Below are 18,260 nucleotides of genomic sequence, written 5' to 3' on the forward strand. Positions count from 1 at the left end.
GGTCATCCGGTGGCTGCCTTCGGGTAGTGGCGGCGCAGGTTGGCGGCGATGACGTGGTCGAGCATCCGATCGGAGAGCAGCCGGGTCAGGCTGATGACCAGGGCGGCATCACGGCCGATCGTGTAGCGGGTACGCGGCCTGCGGGCCGTCACGGCCTTCGCGATGACCTGGGCGGCGGCGTCGGCCGTCACGCCTGACGCCGTACCCGTCTCCATCAACGTGTTGATCGCCTGGATCAGGCTGCCGTACCGGGCGTCCTGCTCCGGCGTCATCTCGGCAGCCAATTCGTTCGCCGTGGCGACCCCACGGGCGGCCATCTTCGTGCGGACGCCGCCGGGCTCGACCACGACCACCGGCACGCCCAGCGGCGCGACCTCCCGCCGCAGCGAGTCGCTCACCGCTTCCAAGGCGAACTTCGCCCCGGCGTACGCCCCGTACGTCGGCATGGCGGCCTTACCGCCGATCGAGCTGATATTGACCACGCGGCCCTTGCCGCGCAACAGCGCGGGCAGGAGCGCCTGGGTGACAGCGACATGGCCGAACAGGTTGACCTCGAACACCCACCGCCACTGCGCCATCGGCAGTGCCTCGACCGGCGCGTTCACCTGGATTCCTGCGTTGTTGACGAGAGCGTGCAGCGCACGCGGATCGTGGTCGACCCGTGCGGCGAGTGCCGCCACCTGCTCGGCTCTGGTGATGTCGAGAATGACCGGTTCGATGCCGGTCGCACGGACGGCGTCGGCGTCGCGGTCGCGTCGCACACCGGCCAGCACGTGAAATCCCTGGCGGGCCAGTTCGCGGGTGGTTGCGGCACCCATGCCGGTGGAAGCACCGGTGACCACGATCAGCTTCTGCATGTCCGCACTCTGCCTTATACGACAACCTGTCGTCAAGATTGCGACAACATGTCGTAAACCTGCGGCACGCCAGACGCGCGGACCGGGCGGCCACTCACCCGCGTCGCCGTGTCATCGATCGCCGGGACTGACAGAATCGTGGTCACGGAGCCGATGCACGGGCGAGGGGAATCCATGAGCGACTGGAACGAGAAGGTCATCGCCGAGTTTCGCGCCAACGGAGGGCAGGTGGGTGGCCAGTTCGAGGGCGCGCCGCTGCTGCTGCTGCACACGGTCGGCGCCAGGAGCGGCCAGACGCGGGTGAGCCCGATGATGTACCAGCAGCTGGACGGCGGCTACGCCGTGTTCGCGTCCAAGGCCGGGGCACCCACCAACCCCGACTGGTACCACAATCTCGTCGCGCATCCGCAGATCCGGGCGGAGATCGGCACGGACACGGTCGAGCTGGTCGCCCGGGTCGCCGAGGGTGACGAGCGGGAGCGGATCTGGAGCGCGCAGAAGGCCGCCTACCCGGGCTTCGCCGACTACGAGCGCAAGACCACCCGCCAGATCCCGGTCGTCGTCCTGGAACCTGCGCCGTAGGCGGACGACACCGTCTCGTTGACCTGAACCGGGGTTGAGGTGCTTCACTGGCGGCCATGGATCTTGACGGTGTGCGCGTCGCCATCACCGGCGCAGCACGTGACACGGGTCGACTGCTCACCGAGGCGTTCGCCGCACGCGGTGCGCAGGTCTTCCTCTCGGCCCGCGACGTGGTGGCGGCGCGGCACGTCGCGGATGAGATCAACCGGCGCGGAGCGGGCCGCGCCGAGGCATTCTCCTGTGACCTCGCCGCGCCGGACTCGGTGCGGGAATTCGCGGCGGCCCTGGCCGACCGCACGAGCCACCTCGACGTGCTGGTCAACAACGGTGCCGCCTACATCCACGGTGACGACCTGGCAGACGTCGCGGACGACACGATCGAGAGCGTGATGGCTGCCGGCGGGACCGGCACCCTCCTGTTGACCAAGCACCTGCTGCCGCTGCTGCGCGCGTCGGCACGGCCGGACATCGTCAACATGATCTCCGCCTGTGGCGAGGTGGGCCACCACCGGTCGGGCGCGCATCCCGCGTTCTACGCGGCCAAGCACGCCCACGCCGGACTCGCCGAGATCCTGTCGCACCGGCTACGCCCGGAAGGGATCCGAGTTATCTCCCTGTTCCCACCGGACTTCGTCCAGGACGGGCCCCGGCGGGCGGACAGCGACCTCACCGCCCAGTCGGTCGTCGACTGCGTCCTCTTCGCGGTGGCACAACCGCGAGACTGTTTCATCCGCGAGTTCCGCTTCGAGCAGGTGAACAGCGCGCGTACCTGAACCATGCGGTACGCGGCGCGCGGCGTTCCCGGCGCGGCCACCGGTCCTCGGACCGGTCCCGCGCCGGGACACCTCACCGCCACCCGAACTCAGGGCAGCGCGATCGGCAGGGCGATGCCGTCCAGACTGTGCGGGCAGGGGCAGTCCCGCGCGGCCGGTAGCGTGGCGATCGCGTCGAGCAGGAGGCCCCGCAGCCGTTCGGTGTTCTCGCCGAAGACCCGGAACACCTCCTCCTGGGTCACGCCCTGGCCGCTTCGCACTCCGGCGTCCAGGTCGGTGACCAGGGCGATCGCGCTGTAGCAGAGGGCCAACTCGCGGGCGAGGACCGCCTCCGGGTGACCGGTCATGTTGATGACCGCACCGCCGATCTGGGTGTACCACCGGGATTCGGCACGGGTGGAGAAGCGCGGTCCTTCCACCACGACCATGGTGCCGCCGTCGTGGGCGTCGACGCCCCGGCCGGCGGCGGCGGACAGCAGGGCCCGCCGCCCGGCCGGGCAGTACGGGTCGGCGAAGGAGACGTGGGCGGCGCCCTGCTCGTAGTACGTCTGGATCCGGCCGCTGGTCCGGTCGACGAGCTGATCGGGTACCACGAAGGTGCCGGGGCCGAGGTCCGGCCGCAGGCCGCCCACGGCACAGGGCGCGAGCACCTGCCGTACGCCGAGGGACCGCAACGCCCACAGGTTGGCCCGGTACGGGATCCGGCCCGGCGGGTGCCGGTGGTCACGGCCATGTCGTGGCAGGAACGCCACCGAACGTCCACCCACGTCGGCGATCGTCACCGCGTCGGAGGGCGGGCCGTACGGGGTCTGGACGGTGTGTTCCGTGGCGCCGTCGAGCAGCGCGTAGAGACCTGAGCCGCCGATGACGGCGAGGTCAGCAGATGGGGACACGAGTTCACCTTCCATGGTCGACATCCCGGCAGGTCCGGGATCGGTCCCGGTCCGGGACTCGCGAGCAGTTCGTGTTGATGCGGGAATGCGCTCGGAGCGGGGCCCTACCACGCCGTCAACAGCAGGTGATTGACCGCGAGCGCCACCACTGCCTGCGCGATGAGCCACGTGCGCCGGCCGGGGCCGGGAATCAGGGCGGCACCGGCCATCAGCCACCCGGTGAAGGGCAGCCAGATGCGTTCGACCTCGGCCTTGCTGTAGCCGGACAGGTCCGCGGCCACGATCGCCGCCGCCGCGGCAAGGGGCAGCAGCCAGGCGGCGTACCCGGGTCTGCCGTCGAGCAGCCCGACCACGTCGGCCCTCGACCGCAGCGACGCGACCGCCTGCCACCCGGCGACGGTGGCGCGGCGGAGGACGACCACGGCGGCCGGACCGGCGGCGACGAGCAGGAGCGCCAGGTTCGCCCACACCCAGTAGCCGTAGGCGCGCCGACTGGCCAGGCCCTGGTAGTAGCGCTCGATCACCAGGTGATAGCCGGCCAGCCAGTCGAAGCCGGCCACCGTGAACGCCCCGACGACCAGCGCCGCGCCCCCCAGCGCCCACCACGCGACGGACCGGTGCCGGCGCCCCAGGATCACCACGGCCACCGCGATCGGCACCATCAACACCAGGCCATAGGAGAGGTAGCAGCCGAAACCCAGCAACGCACCGCCGACGAACGCACCGACCGCGCTGCCCCGGATGACGGCCTGGGCCAGCACCGCGACGCCGGTGGCGGTCACACCGGCGAAGAGGCCGTCGGCGGACACCCCGGCCCACACCGCCCCGGGGAACACCACCGCGAACGGCAGGACGGCACGCGCCGCGTCGTCGCCGCCGAGCAGTCGCACGGTGTGCGGTACGGCCACGGCGGTGAGCGCGGCGGTCAGGATGCACAGCGCCCCGGCCCAGCCGCCGCCACTCAACCCGATCCGGTCGAGCCAGACGAACACCAGCAGCGCGCCGGGTGGATGGCCGGAGACGTGGGTGGTCCACGAGTCCGGCTGGAAGTCCAGGATCCGGGTGGTGAACGTAGTCAGCATGGCGGGGATGTCGGTGACGCCGGGCACCTCGTGCAGGTACTCGTGGCGGGTGGTCAACCGGCCGGCGACGCCGCGCTGCCAGCCGTCGATCAGCGCCAGGGACAGCGTCCAGGCCACTGCGGCGGCATAGGACGACACGAGCAGCCGCCGCCAGGGCAGGCGGGCGGCCAGCGCGGGTCCCCGCCAGCAGACCAGGACGGCCACCGCCACGGCCAGCGGAGTGCCGGGGCCGATGTGCGGCCGCCAGTGCGCGTACAGGGGTGCCGCGCTGGCGTACACCGGACGTCCCAGCAGGTAGAGCACACCGCCGACCACGGCGGCCACGGCGAACAGCCCGACGGCGACCAGCACGGCGATCACGTCGGCCCGTGCCGTGTCGCGCCGCAGCGCCGTCCTCATCCGCGCAGCGGCGCGTGGGCGAACTGCGCGACGCCGTCGGTGAGACGGACCGCCGCGCGGAAGCCGAGTTCGGCTCGGGCACGGGCCGGTGAGGCCACCACGTGGCGGACGTCGCCGAGCCGGAAATCGCCGGTGACCACCGGCGCGGGTCCCCCGGCGGCCCGGGCGAGTTCGGTGGCCATCTGCCCGATGGTGGCCGGATGCCCGGAGGCGATGTTGTAGGCGCGCCACCCGACCCGGCATCCGGTCGCGGCCACCGCCGCCAGGTTGGCCGCCGCCACGTCGTCGACGTGCACGAAGTCCCGCCGCTGACAGCCGTCCTCGAACACGCGCGGGGCCCGACCAGCGGCCAGCGCCGAGCGGAAGATCGCCGCGACCCCGCTGTACGGGGTGTCCTGCGGCATGCCGGGGCCATACACGTTGTGGTAACGCAGCGCCACCACCGTGCCACCGGTCTGCCGGCACCAGGCCGACGTCAGGTGCTCCTGGGCCACCTTGGTGGCGGCGTAGACACTGCGCGGGTCCAGCGGCGCCTCCTCGTCGACCAGCCCCGGATCCAGCGCGATGCCGCAGTCGGGGCAGGGCGGTTCGAACCGCGCGTCGGCCAGGTCGGCGGCCGCACGGGGAGCGGGGCGGACCGCACCGTGCCGGGCGCAGCGGTAGGCGCCCTCACCGTAGACGACCATCGAACTGGCCAGCACGAGCCGGTGGATGTCCGCGCGGGCCATCTCGGCGAGCAGGACGGCGGTCCCGAGGTCGTTGCACCCGACGTACTCGGGCAGGTCGTCGAGGTTGACGCCGAGCCCGACCATGGCCGCCTGGTGCACCACCACGTCGACGCCGGTCAGAGCGCCGGCGACGGCGGCCCGGTCGCGCAGGTCGACCCGGCGCAGCGGGGCACCGTCCACGGTGTCCGGCAGCGGCGTGCGGTGCGCACCCGGGTGGCCGGCGTCCACCACGGACACCTGATGACCGGCGCGGTGCAGCGCGGCGACGACATGGGTCCCGATGAAACCGGCTCCGCCGGTGACGAGTACGTGAGGCACGCGCCGACGCTAGAGCCAGCCGGGCCCCGCAGGGAGCCGCGCGGACGAGCCGTCAGCGCTCCGTAAGACTTCATCATCGGCTGGTAATACCTGGCCCGCGAGATCCTCATTAGCGTCCGCGACATGACCGATGTGGTGCTTCCCTGCCGGAACGAGGCCCCGGCGCTGCCCGCCCTGCTGGCCCGGATACCGGCCGGCTACCGACCGATCGTGGTCGACAACGGCTCGACCGACGGCTCGGCCGACGTGGCACGCGCCCACGGCGCGCAGGTGATCAGCGTGGCCGAACCCGGCTACGGTGCCGCCGTGCACGCCGGTGTCCTGGCCGCGGACCCCGTCGACGGGGTGGTGTGCGTGATGGACGCCGACGGTTCCTTCGACCCGGCGCAACTGCCCTGGCTGGCCTCCTCCGTACGCAATGGGCAGGCGGAGTTGGCGACCGGCCGACGCCGCCCTGCCGCGCGCGGGGTGTGGCCGCTGCACGCGCGGGCGGCCAACGCCGTCCTCACGCACCGGCTGCGCCGCACCACAGGCCTGCACGTGCACGACATCGGCCCGATGCGGGCCGTGCGCCGCGACGACCTGCTCGCCCTCGGGCTGCGCGACCGCCGGTTCGGGTACCCGCTGGAGCTGCTGATCGCGGCAGACCGGGCCGGCTGGCGGGTCGTCGAGATCGACGTCGCCTACCACCCCAGAGCCGCCGGCACCCGCTCGAAGGTGACCGGTACCCTGCTCGGCACCGCCCGTGCCATCCGCGACATGAGTGCGGTGCTGGCCCGGTGAACGACCTCCAGATCCTGGTGCTGGCCAAGGCACCCACGCCCGGACGGGTCAAGACGCGGCTCTGCCCACCCTGCACGCCCGCGCAGGCCGCCCGGATCGCCGCCGCCGCCCTGGCCGACACCCTCGACACCGTCTCCGCCACCGCAGCCGGCACCCGGGCCCTCGTCCTCGACGGCACCCACCCCACCCCCGCCGGATGGGTGACGCACCCCCAGCGCGGCGCTCTCCTCGGCGACCGCCTCGCCCACGCTTTCACGAGCACCCGCAGACCCGGCACACCCACCGTCCTGGTCGGCATGGACACCCCTCAACTCCGCACCGAGCACCTCGACGCGGCCCGAGAACTGCTCGGCGCGACCGGCGGTCCGGACGCGGTCCTCGGCCCGGCCACCGACGGCGGCTGGTGGACGTTGGGCCTGCGCGACCCCCACCACGCCACCGTGCTGCGCACCATCGCGACCTCCACGACGACCACCGGCCGGCACACCCTGGACGCGCTACGCCGTCGCGGCCTGCGGGTGCACCTGATGCCGGAACTGACCGACGTGGACACCGCCGCCGACGCCCACACCGTGGCGGCCCTGTGTCCACCGGGCAGCCGGTTCGCCCGGACCGTCGCCACTGAGATGCCACGTCCCGCAGCGGTGACCCGGTGAACGCCGTCGCGGTCTTCGACACCGCGATCGACCGGGCCGCCGCCGGCATCCCGGCCGGATTCACCGCCCGGCACGCCAGTGGCGCCGAGTACCGCTTCGACCCGGCCGCCTGGTGCCGTGACGTCATCGCCGGAGACGACACGTTGATCGCCGCCTGCACCAGCCACACCCTCGACGTCGGCTGCGGCCCCGGCCGACTCACCAGCGCACTCGTCGACGCCGGCCGCACGGCCCTCGGCATCGACCTCAGCGCCAGCGCCGTCCGCCTGGCCCGCCGACGCGGTGCACCCGCCCTGCGCCGCGACGTCTTCGGCCCGGTGCCCGGCACCGGCCGCTGGCGGCACCTGCTGCTGGCCGACGGCAACATCGGTATCGGCGGTGACCCGCCCCGGCTGCTGCACCGGTGCCGTCACCTGCTGGCCGCCGACGGACGCCTGCACGTGGAACTGGCACCCGCCGGTACGCCCGCCTGGGCCGGCACCGCGCAGGTCCAGAGCCCACACAGCGACGGCCGCGCACTGCGCTGGGCCTGCGTACCCCTCGACGACCTGCCCGGACTGGCCGACGCCACGGCGATGCGCGTCCTGCACACCTGGACGGAGGCAGGCCGGTGGTTCGCCACCCTGACCCCGCGGTGACCGGCCCCGCGAGCGTCCCCCGACGGATCGCGCAGTGGTGCCTGGCCCCGCTGCCGCCACCACCTGCCACGCTGCGGCGGGGACCGGCCCGCCCCGGGGCGTTTCCGTCCCGGTCACGGTCCACCCGGCTCACCAGCCAACTCGGCGCCGCCCTCGGACTGGCCTTCGGCATCTGCTTCGCCACCGGCCTGCTCAGCCACCTGATCCAACACCCACCGGACTGGTTCGGGTGGCCGTCGCGCCCGATCGGGCTCTACCGCTTCACCCAGGGCCTGCACGTGGCGACCGGTCTCGCCTCGATACCGCTGCTCGGCGTCAAACTCTGGTCGGTCTACCCCCACCTGTTCGGCTGGCCGCCGGCCCGCTCACTCGCCCACGCGGCCGAACGCACCAGCCTCGCCGTACTCGTCGCCTCCGCCCTGTTCCTGCTGGTCAGCGGCGTCCTCAACATCTCCCGCTGGTACGCGCCGATGCCGTTCTTCTTCACCGCCGGGCACTACCGGATGGCCTGGCTGGCGCTCGGCGCACTCCTGGTGCACGTCGGTGTCCACCTGCCCGCCGTCCGCGCCGCCCTCGCCCGCCCCCGCGACGAACCACGGCAGGACGGCCTGAGCCGACGCGCACTGCTCGGCGGCGTCGCCACCGCGAGCGGGCTGATCACCCTGACCACGGTCGGGCAGACGATCCGCCCGTTGGCCGGCATCGCGGTACTCGCCCCCCGCCACCCCGGCACGGGACCACAGGGCCTACCGGTGAACCGGACCGCTGACGGCGCCGGAGTACGCACCACCGCCCTCGACCCGGCGTACCGCCTCCAGATCACCGCACCGGGTCGCCGCGTCAGCCTGGACCTCGCCGCTCTCCACGCACTGCCGCAGTACACCGCGCGCCTGCCGATCGCCTGCGTGGAAGGCTGGAGTGCCACCGCGACGTGGACCGGAGTACGGCTGCGTGACCTGGTCGCGCTGGTGGACGCCGATCCCCGGCACACCACGGCACTGGTCGAGTCGTTGCAGGTGAGCGGCGCCTACCGGGCCTGCACCGTGCCGCCGGAACACGTCGGTGACCCGCTGACCCTGATCGCGTTGCGGCTCGGCGACGCACCGCTGCACCTCGACCACGGCTACCCGGCCCGGCTGATCGCGCCCAACCGGCCCGGTGTGCTCCAGACCAAATGGGTCAGCCGGATCACCGTCGAGGAGCACCGATGAGGACCCGGACCGTCCTGGTCGTCGGCGGGTGCCTGCTCATGGCGTACGCCGTCGTCGGTGCCGTCACCGATCCCGACCTGGCACTGGGCGGCGTGCTGTTCTTCCTGGCCGCCGTCCTGGCGGGCCACGACGTCGTGTGGATGGCGGCCGTCCTGGCCGTCGGTGCCGCGTCGACCCGGGTCCCACTGCGGCACCGGATGACGTTGCGGATGGCCGCCGTGAACGCCGCCGCGATCACCGTGGTGGCGCTCCCCCTGGTTCTGGGGTACGGGCGCGTGGCCGACAACGCCTCGGTGCTGCCCCTGCCGTACGGCCGCAATCTCCTCGCCGTCCTGCTGGTCATCGCCGGCACGACGCTGCTGGTGTGCCTGTCTCGCGGGCGGCGGCGCATGGCGGCGGATCGTAAGGAATCCGAAAGGCCGGGCGAGGGGCGGTCCGCGACCTCCGGTGGATAGCGTGCTCAGGATGGGACATCGCGTGCTGGTGGTCGACGACGACCCGACGGTCAGTGACGTCGTCCGGCGTTACCTGGAACAGGCCGGCTGCGAGGTTCAACTGGCCGCCGACGGCGCCGACGGTCTCGCCGCGATCGCCGCCGCGCGCCCCGACCTCGTGGTCCTGGACCTCATGATGCCCGGCATCGACGGTCTGGAGGTGTGCCGCCGGATCCGGCGACAACTGCCGGACCTGCCGGTGGTCATGCTCACCGCCCTCGGCGAGGAGGCCGACCGGGTCCTCGGTCTCGAAGTCGGCGCCGACGACTACGTCACCAAGCCCTTCTCCCCCCGCGAACTCGTGCTGCGCATCCGCTCCGTGCTCCGCCGCACCGCCGCACCCGCCGCACCGCCCACCGCCTCGGCCAAGCTCGTCGATGCGGCGCTGACCGTGGACACCGCCCGACGCACCGCCAGGCTGGACGGTGCACCGCTGGCGCTGACCTCCCGGGAGTTCGATCTGCTGATGTTCCTCATGCGTCATCCCGGGCGCGCCTGGTCCCGCAGCGACCTGCTGGACAAGGTCTGGGGCTGGCAGTTCGGCGACCAGTCCACGGTCACCGTTCACGTCCGCCGCCTGCGCGAGAAGATCGAGAACGACCCGGCCGAGCCACAGCGCATCCGCACCGTCTGGGGCGTCGGCTACCGCTACGACCCGCTCGACGAGGACACCGGCGCGTGACCGACACGCTGCTCATCGGGCTCTATGCCCTCGCTGCCGGCGGCGCCGTCGGCCTGGCCGGCGCCGCAGCGCTGCGGCTGCTGCGGGGCCGGTCGATCCTCGTGCACATCCTGGTGCTGCTCACCGTCACCGTGCTCGCCGTGGTCGCCGGAATCGTCACGGTGGCACAGGCCATGTTCCTCTCCCCGCACGACCTGTGGGTCGTCCTGGTCACGGTCAGCGCCGCCGCCGTGATCAGCCTCGCCGTCGGCACCGTCTTCGGCAGTCGGCTGGCCGCCTCGGCCGTCTGGGCGCAGACGGCCCGGGACCGCGAACGGCGGTTGGAGGCCGGTCGTCGGGAACTCGTCGCCTGGGTCTCCCACGACCTGCGTACTCCCCTGGCCGGGCTGCGGGCCATGGCCGAGGCCCTTGAGGACGGCATCATCCACGACCCGGCCGTCGTCGACGAATACCACCGACGCATCCGGGTGGAGACCGACCGGATGGCCCAACTCGTCGACGACCTGTTCGAGCTGTCCCGGATCAACGCCGGCGCGCTGCGACTCGTGCCCACCACCGTGCCGCTCCGCGACGTGGTGTCCGACGCGATCGCCGGAGTCGCGCCGCTCGCCGCCCGCCGCCGCATCCACCTGATCGCCGCGGACAGCGGCTGGCCCTACGTCCGTGCCGGCGAACGCGAACTCGCCCGGATCGTCAGCAATCTGCTGATCAATTCCGTGCGGTACACACCGGAGGACGGCAGCGTGCACATCGCCGCCGGCCACGATCCCGACAACGTGTGGCTGGCCGTCTCCGACACCTGCGGCGGCATCCCCGGCGAGGACCTGGACCGGGTCTTCGACGTCGCGTTCCGAGGCGAACGGGCCCGCACACCCGGGGCCGCCGGATCGGGCGGTGGCGGAGGGCTCGGCCTGGCCATCGTGCGGGGCCTCGTGGAGGCACACGGCGGCCGGGTCGACGTCCGCAACACCGACCGTGGCTGCCGATTCGAGGTACGCCTACCGGCCACCTGAGCACGACCCGGTGGCGCGGGCAGCGCACGGCCACGAGACTCACGAGTCGCGACGTAGTTCCCGGAGTACACCGTGCCGGCGCAGGGCCCAGGTGAGACGCCGGACGCTGGCGTGCCGGACGAACAGCACCGCCGCCCGACGGATCAGACCGAACCGCTTGTTGCTCTGCTGGTCGTCGATCGCCTGCCAGATCAGCTCACGCACCCGGGCACTGTCCAGAGCCGCCCGCACCTCACGGCGTACCGTCGGGTCCTCGGCTGCCGACGCGATGGCCGCCGCCTGGCCCGGCTGCTTGACCAGCGGTTGCACCGCGGCGACCAGAGGGCGACGCACGTCGTCGTTCTCCAGCAGCAGCAACACCGCCTCCCGGATCTCGGGCGTGTCCAGGCCGGTACGCAGCAGCGTCAACAGGCTGCGTTCCACCTCGTGGTCCCGGTCCGCCACGGACAACCTCGCCAGCAGGTGTGCCACCTCGTCGAGATCGACGAGGTGACGCAGCCCGTCGCGGAACTCCGGCAGCTCCCACGCGACCCGGAGGGCCCTGGCGAGATTGCGATCCATGGACAACCCGCTACCCGTTGCCGACGTCCGGCGAAACCCCTCCGGCTCAGGACCCCACGTCCGCGCAGGTCCGGCGGCCCCGGCCACGATCGGCCCGGGACCTAGGATGGTCTCGATGACCGTTCACCAGGTACGACCCGACGACCTTCCCTCCGACGACGACCGGATCGACGAGGCCCTGCGGCTGCTCTCCGGCGTACCGGTCGAGCTCGATGTCGCCACCAAGCGGCTCAGCCGTGGCAGCGGCGTGTACGCCTGGTGGGCCGACCCGCTGGTCCTGCCCGATCTTCCCGGGCCGCCGAACGAGCACGTCCCGTCGCTGCGGATGCTGTATCTCGGGCGGGCGACCAGTCTGCGGGGTCGGATCCTGCGCAACCATCTGCGGCGGTCGGGCAGCTCGACGCTGCGCCGTACGCTGGCCGGGCTTCTGCTGGCGGAGGGCTACCGGACCACGTGGACCGATCGGGTCGTCCTGGTTCCGGAGGACGAGGCGCGGCTGACCGCGTGGATGTCCGCGCACCTGCGGTTGACGTGGGCCGAGGACCCGGAGCCCACGATCATCGAGGCCGACCTCGTGCGGCGTCTGCACCCGCCGCTCAACGTCCACGGCGTCGATCCGGAGCACCTTCAGGCGGCCGTGATCGCCGCCAAGGACGCGTACAACACCAGCAGTCAGCCGGACCAACCCCACTCGTGACGGCGTGCGGCCCGGCACCGGCCGGTCAGGTGCCGACGGCTGTCGACGCGTCACCGCCGGCGGGTCAGCTCGCGATGATCGATACGGTCACGTAGTAGTCGTCGTCGCCGATCGCGGTCCGCCGGGTCGGGGCTGCTGGACACGGTCACCTGACGGATCGAGGGGCAGCACCCGGTAGGTGTCAGGCAGGCGGATCGGGGTCGGGATCAGGCTGCGGTGGGGTCCGGGTCAGGACGGCGTACCCGTGATATCCGGGGCCAAGGATGATGGTCGCCCGATGCTCCGGTGGGGCGCCGAAGGCACTGCTCTGCACCACGGGCACCACCGGAGCGAAGTCCGGTCCGCCGAGGTCGCCGGGGTCTGCCGCGTCACCGTCGCCCATGACCACTCCCGCACGTCGTCGATTCCTGCTTCCATCATATCTTGCCTGCCACTATATTAGGTGGATGAGTTCTCGGGCGATGACCGAACCGGCCTTCTTCATCCTCACCGCGCTGCTGGACGCCCCCCGTCACGGCTACGGGATCGTCGCCGAGGTCGCCGACCTGTCCCAGGGACGGGTTCAACTGAAGATCGGCTCGCTGTACGGGGCACTGGACCGGCTCGTCGGAGACGGCCTGGTCGAACTCGACCGCGAGGAGGCCTGGCAGGGACGGCTGCGCCGCTACTACCGACTCACCGAACCCGGCCGCGACGCCCTCGACGCCGAGGCCCAGCGGCTGGCCGCCAACGCACGCCTCGCCTCGACCCGGCTGCGCGACCGACGCGACCCGATCACCGGGACGTCCTCGTGAACCGGCTGGAGGAACGCTACCGACGCGTCCTACGACTGCTGCCCACCGCCTACCGGCAGGAGTGGGAGGACGACATGGTCGCCGCCTTCCTGGACAGCATGGACACCGGCGACCCCGAGACCGCCGAATACCTGGCCGACTACGGACGACCCAGCCTGTCGGAGGTCGCCAGCATCGCCTCCCTGGCCGTCCGGCTGCGCCTCGGCGGCGCAGACGCGTCACCCCGCTCGTACGCCTGGGGCCAGGCCGTACGCCTGGCGACCCTGATGACGATGCTGACCCACGCCGTCATGGTCACCGCCGGCATCGGCGTCACGCTCTGGCTCACCGGGAAGATCACCTGGTTGCCGGCACCGGCATCGGACTGGACACCCACCACCTCGTCGAGCGTCTGGCTCGCCACCTGGAACCTCGCCGGCTACGCCTGGCTGCCCGCATACCTGGCGCTGGTCCTCGGACAGCGGCGCGTGGCCCAGGCCGTCGCCCTGATCGCCGTGGTGCCCCCCGCGATCACCACCGTCGTGACCCAGGCCGCCGGAGACACCCCACTGACCGTCTCCCCCTGGGCGATGCGGCTCGTCGACGTCCTGCTGCTCCTGGGCATGACGGCCTTCCACCAGGGTGCCCCACCGGTGCCCCGTCGACCCTGGCTGCTCGCCCTGCCGATCGGCATCCTCCTGGTTCCCGTACCGCTGTTCACCCTCCAGGCGGTCGCACCGGCGCTCCGGCTGCTGGACTGGCCGGGCCTGTCCTGCGCGGCGGTCACCGTCGCCATCGTGGTCCACCTGACGGTACGCGGACCGCGTCGCCCCGCCCGTGCGCTGCCGTGGTCACTGGCGCTCACCCTGCTCGCCGTGGCCACCGTCGCCCTGCGGGCCGTGACCCTGACCGACTACCACCACCAGATCCAGCGCACCGCACTCACCACGATCGCGTCGGTGGAGGTCGTCGCCGTCCTGGCGGTGGGCGTACCACTCGCCGTGCTGGCCCTGCGCGCGCTGCGCCGACTCCCTCCGGCCGCCGCCGCGACGTAGGGTCGGATCCATGCTGGAGTCGCAACGCGAACGTGTCCCCCTCAACGACGGCGGCGAACTGGACACGGCGCTGGCGTTCCTCGCCTTCGCCCGGTCCTGCGTCCTCAAGAAGGTCGACGGCCTGGACGACGAACAGCTACGACGCCGTCTGGTCGTCTCGGACACCACGCTGCTGGGACTGGTCCGGCACCTGACCGACGCCGAACGCTACTGGTTCGGGTACACCCTGGCCGGCGACGCCCGTCACGCCGACGTCAACTTCGCCATGGCGGTCGCTCCGGACCTCACCGGGGCGCAGATCGTCGACGACTACCGTCGCGCGATCGCCGAGAGCGACGCGCACATCCGCGCGGCGGGCGGCATCGACAGCCGCACCGCCCAGCCGGTGGACGACGGGCCGCGCACCCTGCGCTGGGTGCTCGCCCACATGACGAGCGAGACCGTCCGGCACGCCGGGCACGCCGACATCCTGCGGGAGCTCGTCGACGGCGTCACCGGGCGCTGAGCAGCGGACACCCGCCCGATCCGGTGCTCACGACAAACGGTGCCTACGCATCCCGGTGTCAGTCGGACGAGACGAGTGCCGCCTGAAGTTGGCCTCGCGAGGTGATGTTCAGCTTGCGGTAGGCGTTGGTCAGGTGGATTTCGACAGTGCGGCGCGTGACGAAGAGTCGCTGGGCGATGTCGCGATTCGTGGCACCCGCTGCGGCCAACTGAGCGACACGGAGTTCCTGCGCGGTCAACGCCTCGGGCCCCGACAACGTGTGACGGCGTGGACGGGCACCGGCGGCCAGCAGTTCGTCGGTCGCCTGGCGGGTCAGCAACTGCGCCCCGCAGCGGCTGGCGTGATGCAGGGCCCGGCGCAGCGGCTCCTGCGCGGCACTGCGCTCGCCGTTGCGGCGCAGCGCGGCGCCGTACTCGAACAGGGCATGCGCGTGGTGGAGCGGGGCAGACGTGCTTTCGAGGATGGTCACAGCTTCCCGCAGCAGGGCGAGACGTTCCGCGCCCTTGGCGACCGCAGCCGCCGACCGCAGGGCAGTGCCGAGCGAGCGCGGGGATCTGAACCGTCGAGCCAGTTCGACTTCTTCGGCGGCCAGGGCGCAAGCCTGGGCGGTGTCACCCAACGCCAGGTGCGCCTGCACCTTCTCGAAGCGCCACCCCGCGAACGCCGGATTGGTGTACCCGGCGGCGGTGAGCGCATCGCCGCAGACGGCCAGGTCGACGAGCGCGTCGGCCGGGCGGTGCTGATGGAGACGGAGCCGGGCTCTGGCGAGGTGGAAGAAGTGGGAGATCAGCCAGTTCAGCGGTAGGTGGGTTTCGAGACCGAACGTGGTGAGCACATCCTGGGCGGCGGCGGTCTCGCCGCGGGCGACCAGAGCGTCGACGAGCACTGCGGCGGCCAGGGGACGTTCCTCGGGTCTCTCCTGGTAGATCTCCAGTGCCGTCTGACCGTCGGCTTCGGCCTCCATGAGCCTGCCAGCGTCAATCGCGGTATGTGAACGCAGCACCGACAGATAGCCGAGCGTGGTGAGGTCACCGTCCTGTCTGGCAGCGTCGATGCCGGCATCGAGGAGCTGCAGCGCATCATCGTTCTGGCCACAGATGGCCAGCGCCGCGCTCGCCAGGTTGACCAGCAGGCCGAAGCCTCTGGCAGGTAAGGGACCCGTCGCGGCGACAGTGGCCATGCGGGTGACCTCGTCCGCAGTCCGGTCCCCGGTGGCAGCCGTGAGGAAGGCGAGAGTGGCGTACACCATCCGGTCCGTGTCGGCGGTGGCGGAGAGCCCGGATACTGCCTGTTCCAGTTGGTGAATCCAGATGTGAGGCGGATCCATGGCGGTGAGGCCACCGAACGCGGCCGCAGCGAGGACGCGGATGGCGATCTCCGGACTGTCTCTCGCGGCGCTCTGTGCGTACTGCAGGAGGTGGCCGCCGTGATGGTGCTGCCCGGCGATCACCAGTTGGGTGCCGAGATCCACTGCCGTCTCGGCGGGGATGGCCGTGGTGTCGGGTGTGTTCAGGAGTGACTGTAGGCGGATCCCTGCGTCGCCGAGCCGGTTCGCTCGCACCAGGGCCCGGATCAGGTCGACGCTTACCGAGGTACGAACGGATGGTGCGGGTGGCTCGATCATTGCCCGCTCCAGGAACCGGACCGCGTTCTCGATCGCGCTGCGGCCGGACGCGGCGTGTGCGGCGCTGTGCAGGGCGTCGGCGACCCACGGATCACAGGTCGGTTCGCAGGCGAGCAGATGGGGTGCGATGTGTTCCGGAGCCACCTGTTCGGTCGCCAGCAGCAGGGCTGCCGCCTTGTGCAGGTGGGCACGAAACGGTGCGCTGATGTCGGTGTAGACGGCGGTCCGAAGTAGGGGATGCACGAAGTCGAGGGGTAGCCCTGGCGCAAGGACGGCCTCGCGGACAAGAAGGTCGACGGTGTGTGCGGTCTGGTTCGCGTCCGTGTCCGGCCGCGTCGGTCCGGCGGCGATGTCGGCGAGCGTCGCGACCCGGTGCAGCGTGGCAGAGCTACCGAGCACGGCCACGGCCCTGGCCAGGTGCAGGGCCTGGGGTCCCATTGACGTGATGCGCGCCAGCACCGACCTGGTGATGAAGTCGGATCGCAGGGCTCCCAGGTGGTGCACCTCGCTCGCGCGGGCGGCAACGCCTTTGACTCGCAGCGCGTTGATCGCCTCGGTGAGCAGAAACGGGTTGCCTCCGCTGACGGTCGCGCACGCCTCGCAGAAACTCTCGTCCGCGCCCGGCGACAAGGTGCCACGAACCAGCGCCGCGACGGCCTCACGGCCCAGCGGAGCCAGGGGCAGAATGTCCGCGCTGACGCCGCTCAGGACCTGTGCAGTGGGTGAGCGGTCGTGGCGCCAGGCGGGGCGGGTGGCGAGCAGCAGCAGGATCGGCAGGTGCGTCACCCGTCGCGAAAGATGAGAGAGGAACCGTAGCGACGCCTCGTCGGCCGAGTGGACATCGTCGACGACCAGCAGCAGTGGTCTCCGTTCGGCGAGGTTGGCACAAAGCCAGTGCAGAGCATGGACGACATCGCCCACCGACGTGTCCGGGGAACCAGGACGGCTGTCGAACACCACCGAGGCGAGCCGGGCTGCGCCGGTGAAGAGATCCGCGCGATCCGCCGGCGCGACAGCATGCAGGGCCGGTTCGAACAGTTGCCGTACGACTCCGAACGGCATGTCCTGTTCAAGTTCACCGCCGTGTGCGGTGAGCACCCCGACCTCTTGGCCTTGAGCGGTTCGGCACACCTCCGCAAGCAGCGCCGACTTGCCGATTCCGGGTGCGCCTTCGACGAGCACGATCGCACCGGTTCCCGCGTCGAGCCCGGCAACGTGATCCCGGATCCGCAGTTGCTCGTGATCGCGTTCGAGCAGAGTCACGAGTCAGACAGAACGACCGCAGCTTCGCGCTCTCCGGGGTGTCTCGGCCGCACGAATCGCTCGACGGAGATAAATCCTTCGGTGGGTACCGTGATGCCACCTCGGCGCGTCTCCGCAGATCCTTGGTTCATGGCACAAGAGGTTAACCGAAGGCGGCAATGATCCGAAGTGGATGTTCCGCTAATGATCGATTGGGCCAGCCACGGCAACCCCCGACTCTGCCGCCGTCTAGGCCGAAAGGACGAAGAATGCGCAGAACCAGAGCCACCATCGCCCGCGCCATGGTCCTCATCCTCGGAGGCGTGTCGCTATTCGCGGCGCTCACCCCGACCGCCGCCTCGGCGGCCACTCCCAGGAACGGCATCTGCGAACCCGGCGAGATCTGCTTCTACTGGGGCCTCGGAAAGACGGGGTCGCTCTCCGACTTCACCGGATCGCTCGCGAACTACGGCGCGACCCAACCCAGCTGCTACGACTTCAAGTCGCCGGGCCTCGGGCAGGGCCAGTGCCTGAAGAACAACGCCGCCTCGGCGTGGAACCGTAGTGGCCGCACTGTCCGCGTCTACTACAACAGCAACTACGCCGGCTCGTACGACGACGTGGCCGCCGGTGCGCTGCGGAACCTGAGCAACACCCTCCTCGACAACGCCTCACACAAGTTCCTCTGAGCCCC

21 protein-coding genes are annotated in these 18,260 nt (G+C 71.5%); 14 read left to right on the forward strand and 7 right to left on the reverse strand.

Translation table 11 applies throughout. The features are described from left to right. Positions 1–2 precede the first annotated feature (2 nt). Positions 3–857, reverse strand: a complete 855-nt coding sequence (locus tag EYA84_RS01010) for an SDR family NAD(P)-dependent oxidoreductase (protein ID WP_131051076.1) — start codon at positions 855–857, stop codon at positions 3–5. 174 nt (positions 858–1,031) lie between these two features. Here EYA84_RS01010 and EYA84_RS01015 point away from each other — a divergent pair, with 174 nt between their 5' ends. Both EYA84_RS01015 and EYA84_RS01020 read left to right on the forward strand, forming a co-directional pair. Beyond that, positions 1,032–1,439, forward strand: coding sequence for a nitroreductase family deazaflavin-dependent oxidoreductase (locus tag EYA84_RS01015; RefSeq protein WP_131051077.1), 408 nt, complete (start codon positions 1,032–1,034; stop codon positions 1,437–1,439). 56 nt (positions 1,440–1,495) lie between these two features. Beyond that, positions 1,496–2,212 carry an SDR family oxidoreductase gene (locus tag EYA84_RS01020; RefSeq protein WP_131051078.1) on the forward strand — a complete coding sequence of 239 codons (717 nt, stop codon included), beginning with the start codon at positions 1,496–1,498 and terminating at the stop codon, positions 2,210–2,212. Between the two features lie 89 nt (positions 2,213–2,301). On the opposite strand, the gene EYA84_RS01025 is transcribed toward EYA84_RS01020, so the two are convergent. From EYA84_RS01025 to EYA84_RS01035, 3 genes are all read right to left on the reverse strand, one after another. Continuing rightward, positions 2,302–3,105 (reverse strand): S-methyl-5'-thioadenosine phosphorylase, encoded by an 804-nt coding sequence (locus EYA84_RS01025; protein ID WP_131051079.1) that lies wholly within the window; start codon positions 3,103–3,105, stop codon positions 2,302–2,304. 104 nt (positions 3,106–3,209) lie between these two features. Beyond that, positions 3,210–4,586, reverse strand: coding sequence for a hypothetical protein (locus EYA84_RS01030; protein WP_131051080.1), 1,377 nt, complete (start codon positions 4,584–4,586; stop codon positions 3,210–3,212). Next, positions 4,583–5,632, reverse strand: a complete 1,050-nt coding sequence (locus EYA84_RS01035; protein ID WP_131051081.1) for an NAD(P)-dependent oxidoreductase — start codon at positions 5,630–5,632, stop codon at positions 4,583–4,585. Before EYA84_RS01035 ends, EYA84_RS01030 begins: the two co-directional genes overlap by 4 nt. Before the next feature lie 123 nt (positions 5,633–5,755). Here EYA84_RS01035 and EYA84_RS01040 point away from each other — a divergent pair, with 123 nt between their 5' ends. The 7 genes from EYA84_RS01040 to EYA84_RS01070 are packed head-to-tail and all read left to right on the forward strand — an operon-like array spanning position 5,756 to position 11,109. Beyond that, positions 5,756–6,415, forward strand: coding sequence for a glycosyltransferase family 2 protein (locus EYA84_RS01040; RefSeq protein ID WP_131051082.1), 660 nt, complete (start codon positions 5,756–5,758; stop codon positions 6,413–6,415). Continuing rightward, the gene (locus EYA84_RS01045; protein ID WP_131051083.1) at positions 6,412–7,071 is read left to right on the forward strand and encodes a TIGR04282 family arsenosugar biosynthesis glycosyltransferase; all 660 of its coding nucleotides are present in this window, start codon (positions 6,412–6,414) and stop codon (positions 7,069–7,071) included. The genes EYA84_RS01040 and EYA84_RS01045 overlap by 4 nt, the downstream gene beginning before the upstream one ends. Further along, the gene (locus EYA84_RS01050; RefSeq protein ID WP_201272257.1) at positions 7,068–7,709 is read left to right on the forward strand and encodes a class I SAM-dependent methyltransferase; all 642 of its coding nucleotides are present in this window, start codon (positions 7,068–7,070) and stop codon (positions 7,707–7,709) included. Before EYA84_RS01045 ends, EYA84_RS01050 begins: the two co-directional genes overlap by 4 nt. Then, positions 7,706–8,920 (forward strand): molybdopterin-dependent oxidoreductase, encoded by a 1,215-nt coding sequence (locus EYA84_RS01055; protein ID WP_236145533.1) that lies wholly within the window; start codon positions 7,706–7,708, stop codon positions 8,918–8,920. The genes EYA84_RS01050 and EYA84_RS01055 overlap by 4 nt, the downstream gene beginning before the upstream one ends. Continuing rightward, on the forward strand, positions 8,917–9,375 hold the full coding sequence (locus tag EYA84_RS01060; protein WP_131051084.1) for a hypothetical protein: 459 nt from the start codon (positions 8,917–8,919) through the stop codon (positions 9,373–9,375). Before EYA84_RS01055 ends, EYA84_RS01060 begins: the two co-directional genes overlap by 4 nt. A gap of 10 nt (positions 9,376–9,385) precedes the next feature. After that, positions 9,386–10,096: a response regulator transcription factor gene (locus EYA84_RS01065; RefSeq protein ID WP_131051085.1), complete on the forward strand. Its 711-nt coding sequence runs from the start codon at positions 9,386–9,388 to the stop codon at positions 10,094–10,096. Next, positions 10,093–11,109 carry a sensor histidine kinase KdpD gene (locus EYA84_RS01070; RefSeq protein WP_131051086.1) on the forward strand — a complete coding sequence of 339 codons (1,017 nt, stop codon included), beginning with the start codon at positions 10,093–10,095 and terminating at the stop codon, positions 11,107–11,109. The genes EYA84_RS01065 and EYA84_RS01070 overlap by 4 nt, the downstream gene beginning before the upstream one ends. A gap of 39 nt (positions 11,110–11,148) precedes the next feature. Here the strand turns inward: EYA84_RS01070 and EYA84_RS01075 are convergent, their stop codons facing one another. Continuing rightward, entirely contained in the window at positions 11,149–11,670 is a 522-nt protein-coding gene (locus EYA84_RS01075; protein WP_131051087.1) for a hypothetical protein, read from the reverse strand. Positions 11,671–11,785: 115 nt separating this feature from the next. Here EYA84_RS01075 and EYA84_RS01080 point away from each other — a divergent pair, with 115 nt between their 5' ends. Then, a complete protein-coding gene (locus EYA84_RS01080; RefSeq protein WP_236145534.1) occupies positions 11,786–12,367 on the forward strand; it encodes a GIY-YIG nuclease family protein in 582 nt (193 codons plus the stop codon). Between the two features lie 181 nt (positions 12,368–12,548). Here EYA84_RS01080 and EYA84_RS01085 read toward each other — a convergent pair whose 3' ends face one another. Beyond that, positions 12,549–12,749: a hypothetical protein gene (locus tag EYA84_RS01085; protein WP_131051089.1), complete on the reverse strand. Its 201-nt coding sequence runs from the start codon at positions 12,747–12,749 to the stop codon at positions 12,549–12,551. Between the two features lie 64 nt (positions 12,750–12,813). On the opposite strand from EYA84_RS01085, the gene EYA84_RS01090 reads away from it, so the two are divergent. Genes EYA84_RS01090 through EYA84_RS01100 form a run of 3 tightly spaced genes read left to right on the forward strand, consistent with a single transcriptional unit; the run spans position 12,814 to position 14,700 of the window. Then, positions 12,814–13,161: a PadR family transcriptional regulator gene (locus EYA84_RS01090; protein WP_236145535.1), complete on the forward strand. Its 348-nt coding sequence runs from the start codon at positions 12,814–12,816 to the stop codon at positions 13,159–13,161. Further along, a complete protein-coding gene (locus tag EYA84_RS01095; RefSeq protein ID WP_131051090.1) occupies positions 13,158–14,195 on the forward strand; it encodes a hypothetical protein in 1,038 nt (345 codons plus the stop codon). Before EYA84_RS01090 ends, EYA84_RS01095 begins: the two co-directional genes overlap by 4 nt. Before the next feature lie 10 nt (positions 14,196–14,205). Beyond that, positions 14,206–14,700 (forward strand): DinB family protein, encoded by a 495-nt coding sequence (locus tag EYA84_RS01100; protein ID WP_131051091.1) that lies wholly within the window; start codon positions 14,206–14,208, stop codon positions 14,698–14,700. A 58-nt stretch (positions 14,701–14,758) separates the two neighbouring features. Here EYA84_RS01100 and EYA84_RS01105 read toward each other — a convergent pair whose 3' ends face one another. Further along, complete coding sequence (locus EYA84_RS01105) at positions 14,759–17,587, reverse strand: LuxR family transcriptional regulator (RefSeq protein ID WP_131051092.1); 2,829 nt, start codon at positions 17,585–17,587, stop codon at positions 14,759–14,761. 248 nt (positions 17,588–17,835) lie between these two features. Here EYA84_RS01105 and EYA84_RS01110 point away from each other — a divergent pair, with 248 nt between their 5' ends. Next, the gene (locus EYA84_RS01110) at positions 17,836–18,255 is read left to right on the forward strand and encodes a peptidase inhibitor family I36 protein (protein WP_131051093.1); all 420 of its coding nucleotides are present in this window, start codon (positions 17,836–17,838) and stop codon (positions 18,253–18,255) included. Positions 18,256–18,260: the final 5 nt, after the last annotated feature.

Source organism: Verrucosispora sp. SN26_14.1 (assembly GCF_004307965.1).
Classification (GTDB): Bacteria; Actinomycetota; Actinomycetes; order Mycobacteriales; family Micromonosporaceae; genus Micromonospora.